Source organism: Candidatus Pelagibacter bacterium nBUS_36 (assembly GCF_051201215.1).
GTDB lineage: Bacteria > Pseudomonadota > Alphaproteobacteria > Pelagibacterales > Pelagibacteraceae > Pelagibacter.
Map to the genome: position 1 here is coordinate 799,595 of NZ_CP172839.1, position 15,727 is coordinate 815,321.

Consider the following 15,727-nt stretch of genomic DNA (forward strand, 5'->3'; position numbering starts at 1 on the left):
ACTAATAAGTAGCTCTACCACCGCTTAAATCAAATACTGCCGCTGTTGAAAAAGAGTTTTCTTCTGTTGATAGCCATGTAACTAAAGAAGCCAATTCCTCAACTTTTGCAAATTTATTTCTTGGAATTTTAGAAAGCATATAATTTATGTGCTCTTCAGTCATTTGATCAAAAATTCTAGTTTTTGCAGCAGCTGGTGTAACACAGTTAACTGCTATATTTTTTTGAGCCAATTCTTTACCTAACGATTTTGTTAACCCAATTACTCCTGCTTTAGAAGTGCTATAAGCGCTTGCATTAGGATTACCTTCTTTTCCTGCAATTGAAGCAATATTAACAATTCGTCCATAGTTATTTTTTTCCATAAAAGGAACAACTGCTTTACAACAATAAAATACAGAATTTAAATTTAAATTAATAACTTTTCTCCATTCATCTAATGGATATTCAGCAACTGTTGTATTCATTCCAGCAATGCCCGCATTGTTAATAAAAATATCTATTTTTCCATGTTTACTTTCAATTTCAGTTAAACTTTTATTTATATTTTCAAAGTCACTTACATCTACAATTTGATAACTTAAATTTTCAGAATTAACTTTATCCAAAGCTTTTTTAATAGCCTGTTCATCGATGTCCCAAATAACTACTTTTGCTCCAGCTTCAATAAATCTTTCTGAAACAGCTAAACCAAAACCTTGTGCTCCACCCGTAACTACAGCAACTCTGTTATTTAAATCATATTTAATCATATTATTTATTTACTTTTTTTTGATCTTAATAAAGGAAAAGCTAGAGCAATTAAAGATAAAATAAAAAATGTTAAAGCAATAGGTCTCGTTAAAAACATCAGCCAATTACCATCAAATATTACCAATGACTGTCTTAGAGTTCCCTCAACTAATTCTCCTAATATTAATCCAATAATTACTGGCACAACTGAAAAACCATATCTTCTCATAAAAAATCCAAGAACACCAAAAAATATCATTATCCAAACATCTATAATGGATTGACTTAAGGAATAAGTACCACAAACAGAAACTGCAAATATCATTGGCCATAAAATTTTATTAGGAACTAATGTAATTCTTGCAAAAATTTTAGCTCCAAAAAAACCAAATATAAAGAAGAGCACATTGGCTATTAACATTGCGCCAAAAATCCCATACAAAAATTCAGGTTGCTCTCTAAATAAGTCGGGACCAGGTCTTACTCCATGTATAATTAAACCTGTTAAAATTACAGCTGTAGTTGCACTACCTGGAATACCAAGTGCAAGTGTTGGCACCATCGCTCCACCGGTTGCAGCATTGTTAGCTGCTTCAGCTCCTGCAATACCTTCAATAGATCCTTTGCCAAATTCTTCAGGTTTTTTTGAAAATCTTTTTGCTTCAGAATATCCAATCAGGGATGCAACTGTACCACCTTCTGCAGGCAGAACTCCAATGAACGAACCTATTCCTGAAGATCTTAAAATAGTTTTCCATGTTTGCTTATAATCGTTAAATGATGGTAGTTTTACTGCTTTTAAAGCTACTCTTTTAAAAACTTGATCTAATAAAGTTGATTGAGTTAACATTTCACTAATAGCAAAAAGACCAACAACAACTGGTATAAAGCCAATACCTTCCGATAATTCATTAATCCCATATGTAAATCTATCTATTGATGTCATAAAATCTTTACCAATCGTTGAAATTAAAATTCCAAAAGCGCCAGCAATTAGATTCTTAATTGGGCTACCATCACCAATAGATGCAAGCATAGTTAAACCAAAAATTGCTAATGCAAAATATTCTGGTTGTCCAAACTCATAGGCAAGTTTGGCAAGCAATGGTGCAAAAAATACTAAGATTATCACACTAAAAATTCCTCCGACTGTACTTGAAACTGTTGCCATTCCTAAAGCTCTACCCGCCTCACCTTTTTGTGCTAATGGATATCCGTCTAAACAAGTTGCTGCAGCAGCCGGTGTGCCTGGAGTATTAATTAAGATTGCTGTAATTGCCCCGCCATAAGTACCCGCACAATAAATAGAGGTTAATAAAACAATTGCTGAAAGAGGATCAAGTGTCATGGTAAACGGTAAAATTAATGCACCACCTGTTGTTGGACCTAGTCCTGGCAATACACCTAAAATCAATCCAAACAAAGTTCCAAAAAATAAAACTAATAATAGCTTTGAACTAAATAAGGGTGCCAACATTAATAATAAATTATCCATCTAATTATAATAAATGTTAGTTATTATTCCCGGAGGAAACCTTAAACCTAAAATTGTCTCAAAAAAAATAAATACTATTACTGGAAAAATTATACCTACCAGCAATAAATAGAATAATCTTTTTTCACCCCAATTATAAGATACAAAAATTGATAAAACAGAAATCGCTAAAAAAAAATCTAAAGTTTTTGAAATAATTACAAAAAATATAAAACTAAGTAATGTTAAAAAAAATGTTTTAGGTAATTTTTTTTCAACTTTCCACGGTTTTTTTTTTGACAAATAATAAATAATTAAAGTAAGGCTAATTATTAAAACTAACAATGCTTTAGGGAAAGTTGCAGGCTGTATGCCTCTATTCAAAATTGGTGGAACAATATCAAATGTGAAAGTTGTAATTAGTAAAATAGTGGAAATAAATATTATTATGAATGAAACTTTAAATTCATCTTTAAAAAAAAAGGGCAAACTTTTGTTTGCCCTTTTTTGTTTTCGTACATTATTCATAAATTAAATGTACTTTCTTTATAATTACTTAATGTAACCTAAAGCTTTAAGCTGTGCAGTCATTTCAACAAGCATTTCTTCCATTTGCTTACCCCATTCGTCAGCACCAACTACACTAGTGTCATCAAGACCAATTTCAGTTAAGAAATTTTTGTAATAGTTGTGTCCCATAGCTTTCATCATTCCAGCTTCTAACTCTTTTACTCTTGCTGCTGGAGCTCCTTTTTTAGTTACGAAACCTCTAACTGTAGATAAAGAAACAGGTATTCCTAGTTCTTTAGCTGTTGGAGAATCCCCAATTTTAGCCATTCTATTATTTGCTAAAACAACAGAAACACAAAGTGTTCCATCGTTTATTTCTGTTAATGCTTCTCCTAAGTTTAAAACACCTACATCAATATCTCCTTTGATTAGGTTGGTTTTAATTGGCGCAACACCTTTGTAAGCAACAATAGTAGGATCTTTCAATCCACCTTTTTTAGTAAATGCAATTGCACTCACATCATCAATTCCACCAACATGAGTTGTTCCATATTTAAGTGATTTTGATTTCTGGACACTAATAAATTTTTTAGCATCTTTGATGTCAGCTTTACAATTTACTACAAACAATTGAGGATCATCTGTTCCTCTTGCAAGTGGCTGCATGTCACTAATTTTAACTTTAGTTTTACCTAACGCCATTGATACAGCATGACCAGTAGTCCAAGTTAAAGTATGTTGACCATCTGCAGGTAAGCTCATCATGTAATCCATAGAAACAGCTCCACCGCCACCTTTTTTGTTAACTAATTGCATGTCTTGTTTAAGAACTCTTCGAGCTCTTAAAAGCATCATTCTAGTAGTTACATCAGTACCACCACCAAAACCAGCGTGAGTAATTGCTTGAATAGCACCATCTGCTCTTGCAGAAGTGGTAAGTATTGGTAATGCTATAACAAAAAATTCAGTCACTAGAAATGCAGCAGCTAAGAAAAGTTTAAAACTTTTTTTCATTATTTCTCCCTTTAGTTAATTTATAATTAATTATATAAACATAATCTGATACAAACCGTAAGTAAATAATGTCTCAAAAAAAAATTAATATAGCAATTTTATTGGGTGACCCGTCTGGTATTGGGCCCGAATTGATCTCTAAACTTCTTTCAGAAACAATCACTGATAAAACAAATATAGTTGTAATTGGAGAAAAAAGTATTTTGGAAAATGGTAATAAAATTACTGGTAAATCAAATAATTTAAAATTTGTAGAAAATTTTAACCAAATTAATTTTAAAGATAGTAATAAATACTTTTTAGATATTTCTAATGGTAAAAATCATAACTACAAATTATCTGAATGTTCTAAGGAGTCTGGTGAAAGTGTTTTGACAGCTTTAAATTTAGCTCTAGATCTTGCCAAAGAAAATAAAATTCATGCAATAAATTTTGGCCCATTTAATAAAACAAGTTTAAAACTTGGAGGAAATAAATACTCAGATGAATTACATTTAATGGCAGAAAAATTAGATGTAAAAAACTTCTTTTGTGAATTTAATGTAATCGATAATTTTTGGACAGCAAGAGTGACTTCTCATATTCCAATTAAAGAAGTTCCAGAACATGTTAAAAAAGAAAAAATAATTAAACCTATTAAACTAATTAATGAAGCAATGAAATTAAATGGTATTGAAAGTCCAAGGGTAGCTGTTCAAGCTCTTAATCCACATGCTGAATTTGGAACTGAAGAAAAAGATGAAATTATACCTGCTATAAAAGAAGCAAAAAAACTAGGTATTAATGCTGATGGACCTTTGCCTTGTGATACCTCTTTTATTACTGCTTATAAAAATAAAAACCACGACTGCATTGTTGGTATGTACCATGATGCTCTTCAATCTGGCTTAAAAGCATTTGGTTTTGATAGGGGTGTTACTGTTCAAGGTGGTTTACCTGTGCCTATCACTACTCCAGCTCATGGTACGGCTTTTGATATAGCTGGTAAAAATAAGGCTAATTTAGAACCTACTTTGAATTCATTCAAAATTGCATTAACAATGGCAGAAAATAAAAATAAAGAATGACCAAAATAAAAGAAATTAGAACTAAAGTTTATCAATGGAATGGAAAAACTGTACCACCTCAAAATAATTTTTGTACCAATGCCTCAGATCTATTATTTGAAAAATCAGACGCTATGGGCTCATTCAGATTTCATGAGTGGTTAATTTGTGAAATAGAAACAGATGATGGTATTATAGGGATTGGTAATGCAGCATTAGCACCTCAAGTTGCAAAAAAGACTATTGATACATATTTAAAACCTTTGGTAATTGGGGAAGATCCTTTTGATTATGCTTACATTTGGGAAAAAATGTATAGAAGAACTCATGCGTGGGGTCGTAGAGGAATTGGTATGGTTGCTATTTCTGCAATTGATATCGCGCTCTGGGATATAATGGGTAAAATTACAAAGAAACCTGTTTTCAAATTATTAGGTGGAAGAACAAAAGAAAAAATTCCCGTTTACGCTTCGAAGCTTTACAGTCAACCAATTAAAGATCTTCAAAAAGAAGCTGAGAGCTATGTAAAACAAGGTTTCAAAATGTTTAAAATGAGATTTGGTTGGGGTCCAAAAGATGGTCCTGAAGGAATGAAAAAAAATATTGAACTTGCAGAAGCTGTACGAGAAGTAATTGGACAAGATACCGATCTAATGATGGAATGTTATATGGGTTGGAATTTAGATTACGCAAAAAGAATGATTCCAAAATTAATGAAATTTAATCCTAGATGGTTGGAAGAACCAGTTATAGCAGATGATATTCATGGATATGCTGAACTAAATAATATGAACATGATTCCAATTTCAGGCGGTGAACATGAGTTTAATATGTTTGGATTTAAACAATTATTAGATTTAAAAGCAGTTAGCTATATCCAGTATGATAATAATAGAGTTGGTGGTTTTACTGCTGCTCAAAAAATAAATGCAATTGCAGAAGCTCATCAAGTCCCAGTAATTCCTCACGCAGGTCAAATGCATAATTATCATTTAACAATGTCTAATTTTAATTGTCCTATTTCAGAATTTTTTCCAGTTAATGATGTTGAGATTGGAAATGAACTTTTTTACTATATTTTTGAAGGTGATCCTGCTCCTGAAAATGGGTTTATTAATTTAGATGACAACAAACCAGGTCTTGGTTTAACAATTACTGACAAATATAAATCTGATTTCAATATTATTGAATAAAATAATATTACTTTAGAATTTTTTTAATTTCTTTTAACGAAAATAATTTCGGTTTTTTACAACTTGTTTTAATTAATTGAGAAGTACCAGAAGTACAAGCTCTCATTGTTGATTGGATTATATCTAGTACATGCAATGATAATTCTCCATTACACTTATTAATCTTTTTATTTTCTATAGAATAAGCCATTTCGGCCAAGCCTGCTCCTCGGTAATTAGCATTCGTAGGAGACTCATTTGCTCTAGAACTTTGCGATCTAATATTAATTTTTCCTAATGGCATTTTGCTAGTTTTATACTCTTTCCAGGGGTTACCTAATTTTTTACATACATAAACTGAACCACCAAACATATTTGGGTCAGGTACAATCATTGAACCTTTGTCACCGTACAGTTCTATGTGATTTCTTTGATGGGCGATCACATCAAACGAAAGTGTTAATCTAATAATTGTTCCATTTTCAAAAGTGATTGTTGATAAATATGTTGTGGGACATTCAACTTTAAATGTTTTGTTTTTTCTTGTTCCTATACCAATTGTTCTTCTTTTAACTCCATTAACTATACTGCCTGTAACTTTTTTCGCGGGACCTAATAAATTTACTAATGCAGTTAAATAGTAAGGGCCCATATCAATTACTGGTCCACCCTCTTTTTTTGCGAACCACGGCTCAGGATTTGGATGATAAGATTGAACTCCAGGAAAAGCAAAAATAGCGTTACCTAAATTGATTTTACCTATAATATTTTTATCAACTAATTCTTTTGATTTTTGAATTCCACCACCTAAAAATGTATCAGGAGCATTACCTATATAAAGTTTTTTTCTTTTTGATAGTTTTAAAAGTTCTTTGCCATCTTTAAAATTAATTGCCAAAGGTTTTTCAGTGTAAACATGTTTACCGTTTAGTAGGGCTTGTTTAGCGACTTGATAATGAGCTTTTGGGATTGTAAGATTAAGTATAATTTCTACCTCACTATCTTTTAACAGTTCTTTTACACTCAACGCTTTTATCTTATAATTTTTGGCACATTTTAATGCATTTTTATGATTAATATCTGCACATTTAATAATTTTGATATTATTAAAATATTTTTCAGCTCTAAAATAAGTTTCTGAAATATGACCACAGCCAATTAGGCCAACCTTAAAAATTTTATTCATAAAGAATTACACACCTTGTCTTTGCTTAGTCTTTCCTTCTTTATAAAGTTTTAAAGCTTCTTTGTTTTCTTTAGTAGTAGGAATTTCTAATGTAGGGCTATCCCAAAAAGCTGAACCTTCCAACCACTGATAGGCATGTGTTTTAATTGAAATCACATAAGTGACATCTGATTTTTTTGCTCTCTTATAAGCTTCCTCTAAATCTGAAATTGAACTTACTTCCTCTGATTTAGCACCCATACTTGCAGCGTGCTTGGCAAAATTCACCCCTACTAAGCCAGGTGTATTTGAACTTTTAAGTAAATTATTAAATTCTTTTCCACCCTTAAATAATTGAAGTCTGTTAATCACAGCAAAACCACCGTTATCACAAACAATTATAATAAGTTTATTTTTAGTAATGACTGATGAATAAATATCAGAATTATTTAATAAGTATGAACCATCTCCTATAAATGAAATAACTTCCTTATCTGGATTTGCCATTTTTATACCTAGTGCACCTGATATTTCGTAACTCATACAACTAAAACCCCACTCCGTTTCATGAGTATTTAATTCTCTTGGTCTCCAAACTTGAATAACCTCACCAACTAAACCTCCTGCAGCTGTAACTGCAATATCAGATGGATCAGAATTTTTATAAATAGCGCCAATAACTTGGACATAACTTGGTACTTCTTGATTTGAAGGAGCGCTCGCTTTATCCACTTCTTCATTCCAAGCTTTTAACTCAGTTTGAGATTTTTTATTCCACTCTTCACCTACTTTCCAATCTCCTAATGCTAAAGAAAGTTCGTCTAAAGAAACTTTAGCATCTCCCACTACAGCTTGTGCTAAATGTTTATTAGCATCAAATCTTGATACATTAATTGAAACAAGTCTAAAATTTTCGTTTTCAAAATTTGCCCACGAACCTGTTGTAAAGTCTGCCAACTTAGTTCCAACTGCAATTGCAAGGTCTGTTTGTTTGGCTAATGAGTTAGTATTTTTTCCACCCAAACCCCCTATTTGACCAGCATAATGTGAATGATCTCTTTTCATAGTAGAGTATCCCATTACAGTTTGAGTTACTGGAATGTTATGTTTAATTGCAAACTTACTCAACTCATCCATTGCATCAGAATAAAAAACTCCTCCACCTGAAATTAGTATTGGGTTTTTTGATAATTTTATTTTTTCTGCTGCTTCTTGAATTTGATGTTCATCAGGTCTTGGTCTTCTAATTGAATGTACTTTTTCTTTAAAAAAATCTTCTGGATAATCATAAGTTTGTCCCTGTATATCTTGACTTAAAGCTATACATGCTGGACCACAATCTGCTGGATCCAACATAGTTTGGACTGCTGCAGGAAAAGATGAAATTATTTGTTCTGGTCTCGTTATTCTATCAAAATACCTTGTTACAGGTTTAAAAGCATCATTTACTGTAATGCCAGGGTTATTAAAATGTTCTACTTGTTGTAAAACTGGATCAGGTATTCTATTTGCATAAGTATCACCTGGTAAAAATAAAATTGGTAATCGATTGCTCATCGCTACTGCTGCTGCAGTAACCATATTAGTTGCTCCTGGTCCAACTGATGAAGTTGCCACAAAAATTTGCTGCCTTCTTTTAGCTCTTGCATATCCAATTCCTGTTAGAGCCATATTTTGTTCGTGATGACCTCTATAAGTTGGAAGTTCTTTTTGATTTTCTTCTAATGCTTGACCTAAACACGCTACATTCCCATGTCCAAATATTCCAAATACACCAGGGAACAAAGGTTCTTTTTTCCCATTAATTAATATTTTTTGAGCAATTAAATATTTTACTACTGCGTGAGCACAGGTAAGTGTAATTTTTTTCATAAATTAAGTTTATCTTTTAATATGTATAATGTTTATATATAAATATATTTATAAAATAAAAAACCACATTAAGTAAACTTAAAAATAAATTCTATGTATAGCAAATTTGGACAATTCATTGACGGTAAATGGCAACAAGCAGAAAAAAATGAAACATATGATGTAATTAACCCAGCAACTGAAGAAGTGATTGGGAAAGCATCAAAAGCATCTTCAGCTGATGTACAAAAAGCACTTAAGTCTGCTGAAAAAGGTTTGGAAATTTGGAAAAATACTGCACCTTGGCAAAGAGCTTATACCCTTAGAAAAATTGCAGACTTAATGAGGGAGAGGAAAGATGTTCTTGCTAAATGGTTAACACTTGAAGTAGGAAAACCGCTTGCAGAAGGTGTTGGAGAAGTTGGTGGTGGAGCTGATATTTTTGAGTGGAATGCTGAGGAGGCAAAAAGAATTTATGGTCAAACACAACAAAGTAGATTTCCAGATACTAGAGTTCATGTTTATTATCAGCCTGTTGGTGTAGTAGCAGCACTGGTTCCTTGGAATTTTCCAATAGTTTTAGCTTCAAGAAAAATTTCAACTGCTTTAGCAGCAGGTTGTTCTGTTATTTGTAAACCAGATACAATTACTCCTGGTGCTGTAATGGAATTAGTAAATATATGTAAAGAGGCAGGGGTACCAGATGGAGTGGTAAGCCTATTATCTGGTGATCCAGCTGAAATATCAAATGAGTTAATGGAGTCAGACATAATCAAAAAAGTATCAATTACTGGTTCAACTAGGGTTGGTAAGATAATTTTAAAAAAAGCAGCTGATAAAGTTCAAAGAGTTACAATGGAATTAAGTGGACATTCTCCTTTTATAGTATGTGAAGATGTGGATATGAATAAAGTAGCTGACATAGCAATAACTGGAAAATTTAGAAATAATGGACAGGTATGTATTTCACCTAATAGATTTTATATCCAAGAAAATAGGAAAGATGAGTTTGTGAGTGCTTTTATGGAAAGAGCAAAAAAACTTAAGATAGGTAATGGTATGGATGAAGGTGTTGAGTTAGGACCTTTAACTACCGCAAAAAGATTAGAAGAAATTGAAAAATTAGTTGAGACTACAAAAAATGAAGGTGCTAAAGTTTTAATGGGTGGAAAAAGACCAGCTGGCTTTAATAAAGGGTACTATTATGAACCAACAGTTTTTGATGATGTGAAAGATAATTTTACAATTATGAAAGAAGAGCCTTTTGGTCCACTTGTGCCTATCCTAACATTTAAAACTTTTGATGAAGTTATTGAAAGAGCAAATGATAATGATTTAGGTTTATGTAGTTATTTATACACAAATTCAATGGACCAAGCTCATATAGGATCCGAAAAATTAGAATCTGGATGTGTTGCGGTTAACACTGGTGTAGTTGCAATTGCTGAGGCACCATTTGGTGGAATAAAACAAACTGGTTATGGACGTGAAGGTGGATCAGGAGCAATCAAAGATTATTTAAATGTAAAATACACTCATATGGGTTTAAAAATATAAAAATGAGAAAAAATAAAATTAAGGAAATGATGAAGGCAGGAAAACCTGTCATTAATGGTTGGTTGCAAATTCCTAGTACTGTTTCTGCAGAAGTAATGGCTCATCAAGGTTGGGACTCGCTTACAATTGATATGCAGCATGGCTTAGTTGATTACACTAATGCTTTACCAATGTTGCAAACTATATCAACAACAGATGTTACTCCACTTGCAAGAGTTAACTGGAATGAACCTGGTCAAATAATGAAAATACTTGATGCAGGTTGTTATGGTATCATCTGTCCAATGGTAAGTAATAAAAAAGAAGCAGAAAGATTTGTTCAAGCATGTATGTACCCTCCTCATGGTTATAGAAGTTTTGGTCCTGTAAGAGGTTTAATTTATGGTGGTTCAGATTACGCTAAACATGCAAATGACGAAATGCTTAAGTTAGCAATGATAGAAACTAAAGAGTCGCTAGATAAGCTTGATGAAATTATGTCAACACCTGGTGTTGATGGTATTTATATTGGTCCAGCAGACTTAAGTTTAGCTATTGGAGAAGAGCCAGGTTTTGATAGACCAGAAAGTACAAAAGCTTATTCAGAGATTTTAAGAATTTTAGAACATGCAAAAAAAAATAATATTTTTGCAGGAATTCACAATGGTACGCCTGAATATGCGCAAAAAATGATTGATAAAGGTTTCAACTTTGTAACAATTGGTGCAGATCAAAGAGCATTAAGTGCTGGATCTAAGGCTGTAGTTGATAAGATGAAAGGTTTTTCTAAAAAAGAAGAATCTAAAGCTTATTAATTAAAATATTTATTATATCCCTTTATAAAGAATATCTCTTCTATCAATAAACCCTTCAAAAGTTTTTATTGTAATTACAGATGGTAAAATAAAGATAGATCTTTTGTCTTTTTCATTTCTTATGATTCTAAAAAAACCTTTTTTAATAGCAGTATCGATATAAACGTTTGAGGTTAAGTAAGATTTTTCAATAACTTTTAATAATTCATTTTTAGTAATTGATTTATTTTTATAATAAGCAAGCATTACCATATGTAACATAATCCAATGTTGTGGAGTCAATGAGAACCAATTAAGTAATTCATTTTCCAATCTTCCCTCGAAGTCACCAAGTGACACCTCAGCTAATTTAATTCTTTTTTGAGTAATTTTTGGAATTTTTTTTTGTTCCTCAAAATGCTTAGGATACTTAAATTGTCTCTTCATCAGTCAAATGTTATCTTAAAGAAAGTTAAATTAATATTATTTTTTATTGCTTAATTCTTTATATATATTGTTAACTCTGTGCACTTCTTCTGCAGTATTAAAATACCCTTCGTACTCTATTTCATCTGGTGTTACATCAAAGTGATAGTGGCCAGCAGTATTTTTTTTTGTATAAGAGTGAAAATGAGTGTGTTCGCCAGATTCTCTTAAATTAAGATCTCCTCCGGTTGGATCACCCGTCCAAAGTACGCTGTAACCTTGTAGCTCTGGTCCAACAGGTTCATAAAATTGTAAAAAATCTTTTACACACTTCATTTGTTCAGGGTCATAATATTCATGTTTAATATCAGTGTAATCAGGCTGAACATGTGATTTAATCTTTCCTTTTAATATTCTAAAAACGCCCGCTAAAGCAACATGATCATTACCTTCAATTTTTAAATTGTCTGACAAAGCTTTTCTCATTGCTTGAGTTAGAGAGCCCTGCTCTCCAGATCTTCCTTTTATTTTAATTTTGATAACTTTTCCTGTAGCTCCATCAGTATAAAAAACGTTCCCTAAGCCACCATGTTTTCTGGCTGTATATTTTTCAGCAATACATTCTTTGTTAGCACCAACTCGAGCAATAATTGATTTTGACTCAGAAGTAATTAAATTTTCATTAATTACTAATTCACCACAATGACCATCCAAACAAGACATGGCACCTGATCCAGCACCCAAAGCATAACTTTTTTCTGATCCAATTATTTTAGAAATTTCTTCATAATCAAATTCAGCACCAATGAATTTAGGATCATGCATATAAGGTTCTCCACCAACATCTATAATTTTTTGATTACCGCTTATACCTTCAGATGGACAACCCCAATCCCTTAAATTTGGGCAGTCAGCTATAGTTACCTCAGCAACTTTATAATTATCAGACAATCCTTTTTGCAAAGCTTCAGAGATTTTATCTAATGAATATTCTTTAAATTTTGATTTTTCTATTTTTAATTGCATTTTTAATTAAGCTATAATTTATTTTGTATAATGTCTATAGATAATATATATAATATCTATACATAAATTAATTTAAAAAAGGTTTAATGATAAATAAAGATTTAAAAGTTGCTGTTTTAGGTGCTGGTGCAATGGGTTGTTTGTTTGGAGGCTTGTTAGCAGAAAAAGGACTAAATGTAATCCTAATAGATGTTTGGAAAGAACATGTAGAAGCAATAAATAAAAATGGTCTTAAAATGGATGGCTTTGGTGGAGACAGATTTATTAAAGTTAAAGCAACAACTGATCCATCATCTGTAGGTGTTGTTGATGCGGTAATAGTAATGTGTAAAGCAACTGTTTTAGAGCCAGCTCTTAATAGTGTTAAAAATATCATTGGTGAAAAAACTGTTTTTATGTCCTTCCAAAATGGATTTGGTCACGAAGCAATTATGCAAAAAATTGTTGGTGCTGAAAAAGTATTAGGTGGTACAACAACTCAAGCTTCCAATATATTGGGGCCTGGTCATATAATGAACCACGCTGCTTTACCTTCGTGGATAGGAGAATACGAGGGTGGAATGAGTGAAAGAGTTAAAGATGTGGCTGACACTTTCACTGCATATAATCTTGAAACTATAGCAGCAGACGATGTGAAAAAAAGAAAATGGATGAAACTTTTTGCATTAACAGCAATTGGCCCTTTATCTGCAATATTTGATCTACATCACACAGATCTTTACATTAATAATAGTGCAAAAGATGTTTCACGAGGACTTGGTAAAGAAATTATATTAGAGACAAGAAAAGTAGCTTTAGCAGATGGGGTTGAAGTATCTGAAGATGAATGCCTTTTTATGTTCAATAAAATTGTAGACTCTAACCAAACAAATAAATCATCAATGGCTTTTGATATACAATATAAAAGAAAAACTGAAATTGATTTTATAAGTGGTGTTGTATCAAGTCTTGGAAAAAAACATGGAATAAAAACACCTTTAAACGACTTAATGTACAAAATGATTAAAGTTAAGGAGGGAATGTATAGCTAGATGCTAAAAATTGAAAAATTGAAAAAAATAAAAAGTAATTTTCCAGTTTTAATAGGTAACAATATTATTCCTAAAAATATTTGTAAAACATTAATCAAAGAAATCAGTAGTTCCAAATCTTTTGATGATATGATCATGGGTGGAAGAAGCCGTATAAATAAAGGCTCAAAAAATTTTGACAAATATATTCAAAATTCAAAAATTTCAAAAAAAATCTTTAAACTTTTTAATAGCAAGTCTTTCTATAAAAAAATTGAAAACATGTTTAAAAAAAAATTTAAAAATGGTTCGTGGGAGAACTCCAATCTTCCAGAAATATTTAATACAAAAAAATTTACAATTAAGAAAAAATTAAACTCCAGTGAGCTTCAAAAAATGCTTGGAAATAATTATTCAAATCCTAAAGTAAATTTAGATATAGATTTTTCAGTTTCAAAAGGTGGTTATAGATTGAGGCCACATAGAGATGATATTACTAGATTATATAATTTTTTAATTTACTTAACAGACATTCCTAAAAAAAACGGTGGGTCACTTACCATTTATAAAAAAAAGACAAAAAAAAATATTAGAAAAAGTTTTAAAAGATTCCCAAAGATTAATGAACTTGATATTGTCAAAGAATTTACACCTAAACAAGGAACAGCAGTTTTTTTTCAATCAACTCCTAATTCCTACCATGGAGTTAAAAGATTCATTGAAAAAAATTGTCCTAAAAGGTTTTTTATTTATGGAAGTTATGCTTTAAATAAGCCTGTAATCTGGAAATTCAAAAATATCCCCTATTATCCTCATATAATTAAGAATAAAAAGAAAATGCTAACATCTTTTCATGACGCAAACTATCTTACAATTCCAGCTGCAAATTAATACAAGGTTGAAGAGAGAAAATTTTTCTCTTAAGGTTTATGAATTATTAAAATGCAATCTTTAACTAAAAAAAAATTTGAAGAACAGGGGTACCTTGTTGTAAAAAATGTTTTAAATTTTGATAATGATCTAAAACCCATTTTAAATGACATGGAGTTTGTAATGGATAGACTAATCCATAAATTTTCTCCAAAACTTAAAAAAACAAAAGCTTTAAAATTTAAATTTGAAAATAAATACAAGTTTGTTTCAACGCTCAATATATTTGATCTTGACCAATATTTTAATACTCGATTACCGAGGGATCATGTAAAAAAAGATAGTGATTATTTTGCAACAAATTCTTTATGGAATTTAATAAAGCACAAAAAAATACTTAATGCTGTTGAAAAAATTTTGGGACCTGAAATTCTTTCTAATCCAGTTCAAAATACAAGAATTAAACAACCAGAAAAAACATTACCTAAAAAATCAATTTATGATGGTTTAAGTGGCAGAACTCCATGGCATCAGGATGCTGCTGTATTGTCAACTAAAGGACAAAAAAAAACTGAATTAGTGACTGTATGGATACCTTTCACTAAAACTACTAAAAAAAATGGCTGTATGATTACTACACCAGGAGTAAATAAATTAGGGTTATTAAATCACCACTCAGGTTACAGAGGACAAGTTGAGATAAAAAACTCTAACTTACTTAATTCAAAAAAAGTTATCTATTTAGAAGCAGATATAGGAGATATAATTTTACTTCACAGACATTCTCCACATTGTTCTATTCCAAATAAATCTAATAAATTTAGAATAAGTGCTGATCTAAGATATAACAAAGCAGGGCAAACTTCTGGCCGTGAACCTTTACCGAGCTTCTACGTTAGAAGTAAAAATAAAAAAAATATTACTGTTTCAAACTTTAAACAGTGGCTTGTACTGTGGGAAAAAGCTAAAGAAAAATGCATACCAAGAAAATATGCCTTTAAATATCCCTTGCCTACATTCAAAAACAATAAAAGAGATTTATCTGAGTTGATAAATTTCTAAAAAAATATTTTTTAAAATTAATATTTGTGTATAAGAGTTT

Annotated in this window: 15 protein-coding genes; 7 read left to right on the forward strand and 8 right to left on the reverse strand. The window is 31.2% G+C overall.

Features of this window, described 5'->3' with window-relative positions:
• Position 1 precedes the first annotated feature (1 nt).
• The 4 genes from ACIJYI_RS04380 to ACIJYI_RS04395 are packed head-to-tail and all read right to left on the reverse strand — an operon-like array spanning position 2 to position 3,729.
• Positions 2–751 carry an SDR family NAD(P)-dependent oxidoreductase gene (locus tag ACIJYI_RS04380; RefSeq protein ID WP_435113099.1) on the reverse strand — a complete coding sequence of 250 codons (750 nt, stop codon included), beginning with the start codon at positions 749–751 and terminating at the stop codon, positions 2–4.
• Positions 752–756: 5 nt separating this feature from the next.
• A complete protein-coding gene (locus ACIJYI_RS04385; protein ID WP_435113101.1) occupies positions 757–2,226 on the reverse strand; it encodes a tripartite tricarboxylate transporter permease in 1,470 nt (489 codons plus the stop codon).
• Positions 2,227–2,733 carry a tripartite tricarboxylate transporter TctB family protein gene (locus ACIJYI_RS04390; protein WP_435113103.1) on the reverse strand — a complete coding sequence of 169 codons (507 nt, stop codon included), beginning with the start codon at positions 2,731–2,733 and terminating at the stop codon, positions 2,227–2,229.
• 24 nt (positions 2,734–2,757) lie between these two features.
• Positions 2,758–3,729 (reverse strand): Bug family tripartite tricarboxylate transporter substrate binding protein, encoded by a 972-nt coding sequence (locus tag ACIJYI_RS04395; protein WP_435113105.1) that lies wholly within the window; start codon positions 3,727–3,729, stop codon positions 2,758–2,760.
• A 68-nt stretch (positions 3,730–3,797) separates the two neighbouring features.
• Here ACIJYI_RS04395 and ACIJYI_RS04400 point away from each other — a divergent pair, with 68 nt between their 5' ends.
• Positions 3,798–4,796: a 4-hydroxythreonine-4-phosphate dehydrogenase PdxA gene (locus ACIJYI_RS04400; protein WP_435113107.1), complete on the forward strand. Its 999-nt coding sequence runs from the start codon at positions 3,798–3,800 to the stop codon at positions 4,794–4,796.
• Positions 4,793–5,968 carry an L-rhamnonate dehydratase gene (locus ACIJYI_RS04405; protein WP_435113109.1) on the forward strand — a complete coding sequence of 392 codons (1,176 nt, stop codon included), beginning with the start codon at positions 4,793–4,795 and terminating at the stop codon, positions 5,966–5,968. Before ACIJYI_RS04400 ends, ACIJYI_RS04405 begins: the two co-directional genes overlap by 4 nt.
• Positions 5,969–5,975: 7 nt before the next feature.
• Here the strand turns inward: ACIJYI_RS04405 and ACIJYI_RS04410 are convergent, their stop codons facing one another.
• Positions 5,976–7,133: a Gfo/Idh/MocA family protein gene (locus ACIJYI_RS04410; protein ID WP_435113111.1), complete on the reverse strand. Its 1,158-nt coding sequence runs from the start codon at positions 7,131–7,133 to the stop codon at positions 5,976–5,978.
• Positions 7,134–7,139: 6 nt separating this feature from the next.
• On the reverse strand, positions 7,140–8,984 hold the full coding sequence (gene iolD / locus ACIJYI_RS04415; protein WP_435113113.1) for a 3D-(3,5/4)-trihydroxycyclohexane-1,2-dione acylhydrolase (decyclizing): 1,845 nt from the start codon (positions 8,982–8,984) through the stop codon (positions 7,140–7,142).
• Between the two features lie 93 nt (positions 8,985–9,077).
• Here iolD and ACIJYI_RS04420 point away from each other — a divergent pair, with 93 nt between their 5' ends.
• A complete protein-coding gene (locus ACIJYI_RS04420; protein WP_435113115.1) occupies positions 9,078–10,520 on the forward strand; it encodes an NAD-dependent succinate-semialdehyde dehydrogenase in 1,443 nt (480 codons plus the stop codon).
• 2 nt (positions 10,521–10,522) lie between these two features.
• The gene (locus ACIJYI_RS04425; protein WP_435113117.1) at positions 10,523–11,314 is read left to right on the forward strand and encodes an HpcH/HpaI aldolase family protein; all 792 of its coding nucleotides are present in this window, start codon (positions 10,523–10,525) and stop codon (positions 11,312–11,314) included.
• A 12-nt stretch (positions 11,315–11,326) separates the two neighbouring features.
• On the opposite strand, the gene ACIJYI_RS04430 is transcribed toward ACIJYI_RS04425, so the two are convergent.
• Both ACIJYI_RS04430 and ACIJYI_RS04435 read right to left on the reverse strand, forming a co-directional pair.
• A complete protein-coding gene (locus ACIJYI_RS04430; protein ID WP_023648238.1) occupies positions 11,327–11,740 on the reverse strand; it encodes a MarR family transcriptional regulator in 414 nt (137 codons plus the stop codon).
• A gap of 36 nt (positions 11,741–11,776) precedes the next feature.
• Positions 11,777–12,745 carry a DUF1907 domain-containing protein gene (locus ACIJYI_RS04435; RefSeq protein WP_435113119.1) on the reverse strand — a complete coding sequence of 323 codons (969 nt, stop codon included), beginning with the start codon at positions 12,743–12,745 and terminating at the stop codon, positions 11,777–11,779.
• A gap of 86 nt (positions 12,746–12,831) precedes the next feature.
• Here ACIJYI_RS04435 and ACIJYI_RS04440 point away from each other — a divergent pair, with 86 nt between their 5' ends.
• From ACIJYI_RS04440 to ACIJYI_RS04450, 3 genes are read left to right on the forward strand one after another with little or no spacing between them, the layout of a single operon-like run.
• Positions 12,832–13,776 carry a ketopantoate reductase family protein gene (locus ACIJYI_RS04440; RefSeq protein ID WP_435113121.1) on the forward strand — a complete coding sequence of 315 codons (945 nt, stop codon included), beginning with the start codon at positions 12,832–12,834 and terminating at the stop codon, positions 13,774–13,776.
• On the forward strand, positions 13,777–14,646 hold the full coding sequence (locus tag ACIJYI_RS04445) for a 2OG-Fe(II) oxygenase (protein WP_435113123.1): 870 nt from the start codon (positions 13,777–13,779) through the stop codon (positions 14,644–14,646).
• A 51-nt stretch (positions 14,647–14,697) separates the two neighbouring features.
• Positions 14,698–15,687 carry a phytanoyl-CoA dioxygenase family protein gene (locus ACIJYI_RS04450; RefSeq protein WP_435113125.1) on the forward strand — a complete coding sequence of 330 codons (990 nt, stop codon included), beginning with the start codon at positions 14,698–14,700 and terminating at the stop codon, positions 15,685–15,687.
• Positions 15,688–15,727: the final 40 nt, after the last annotated feature.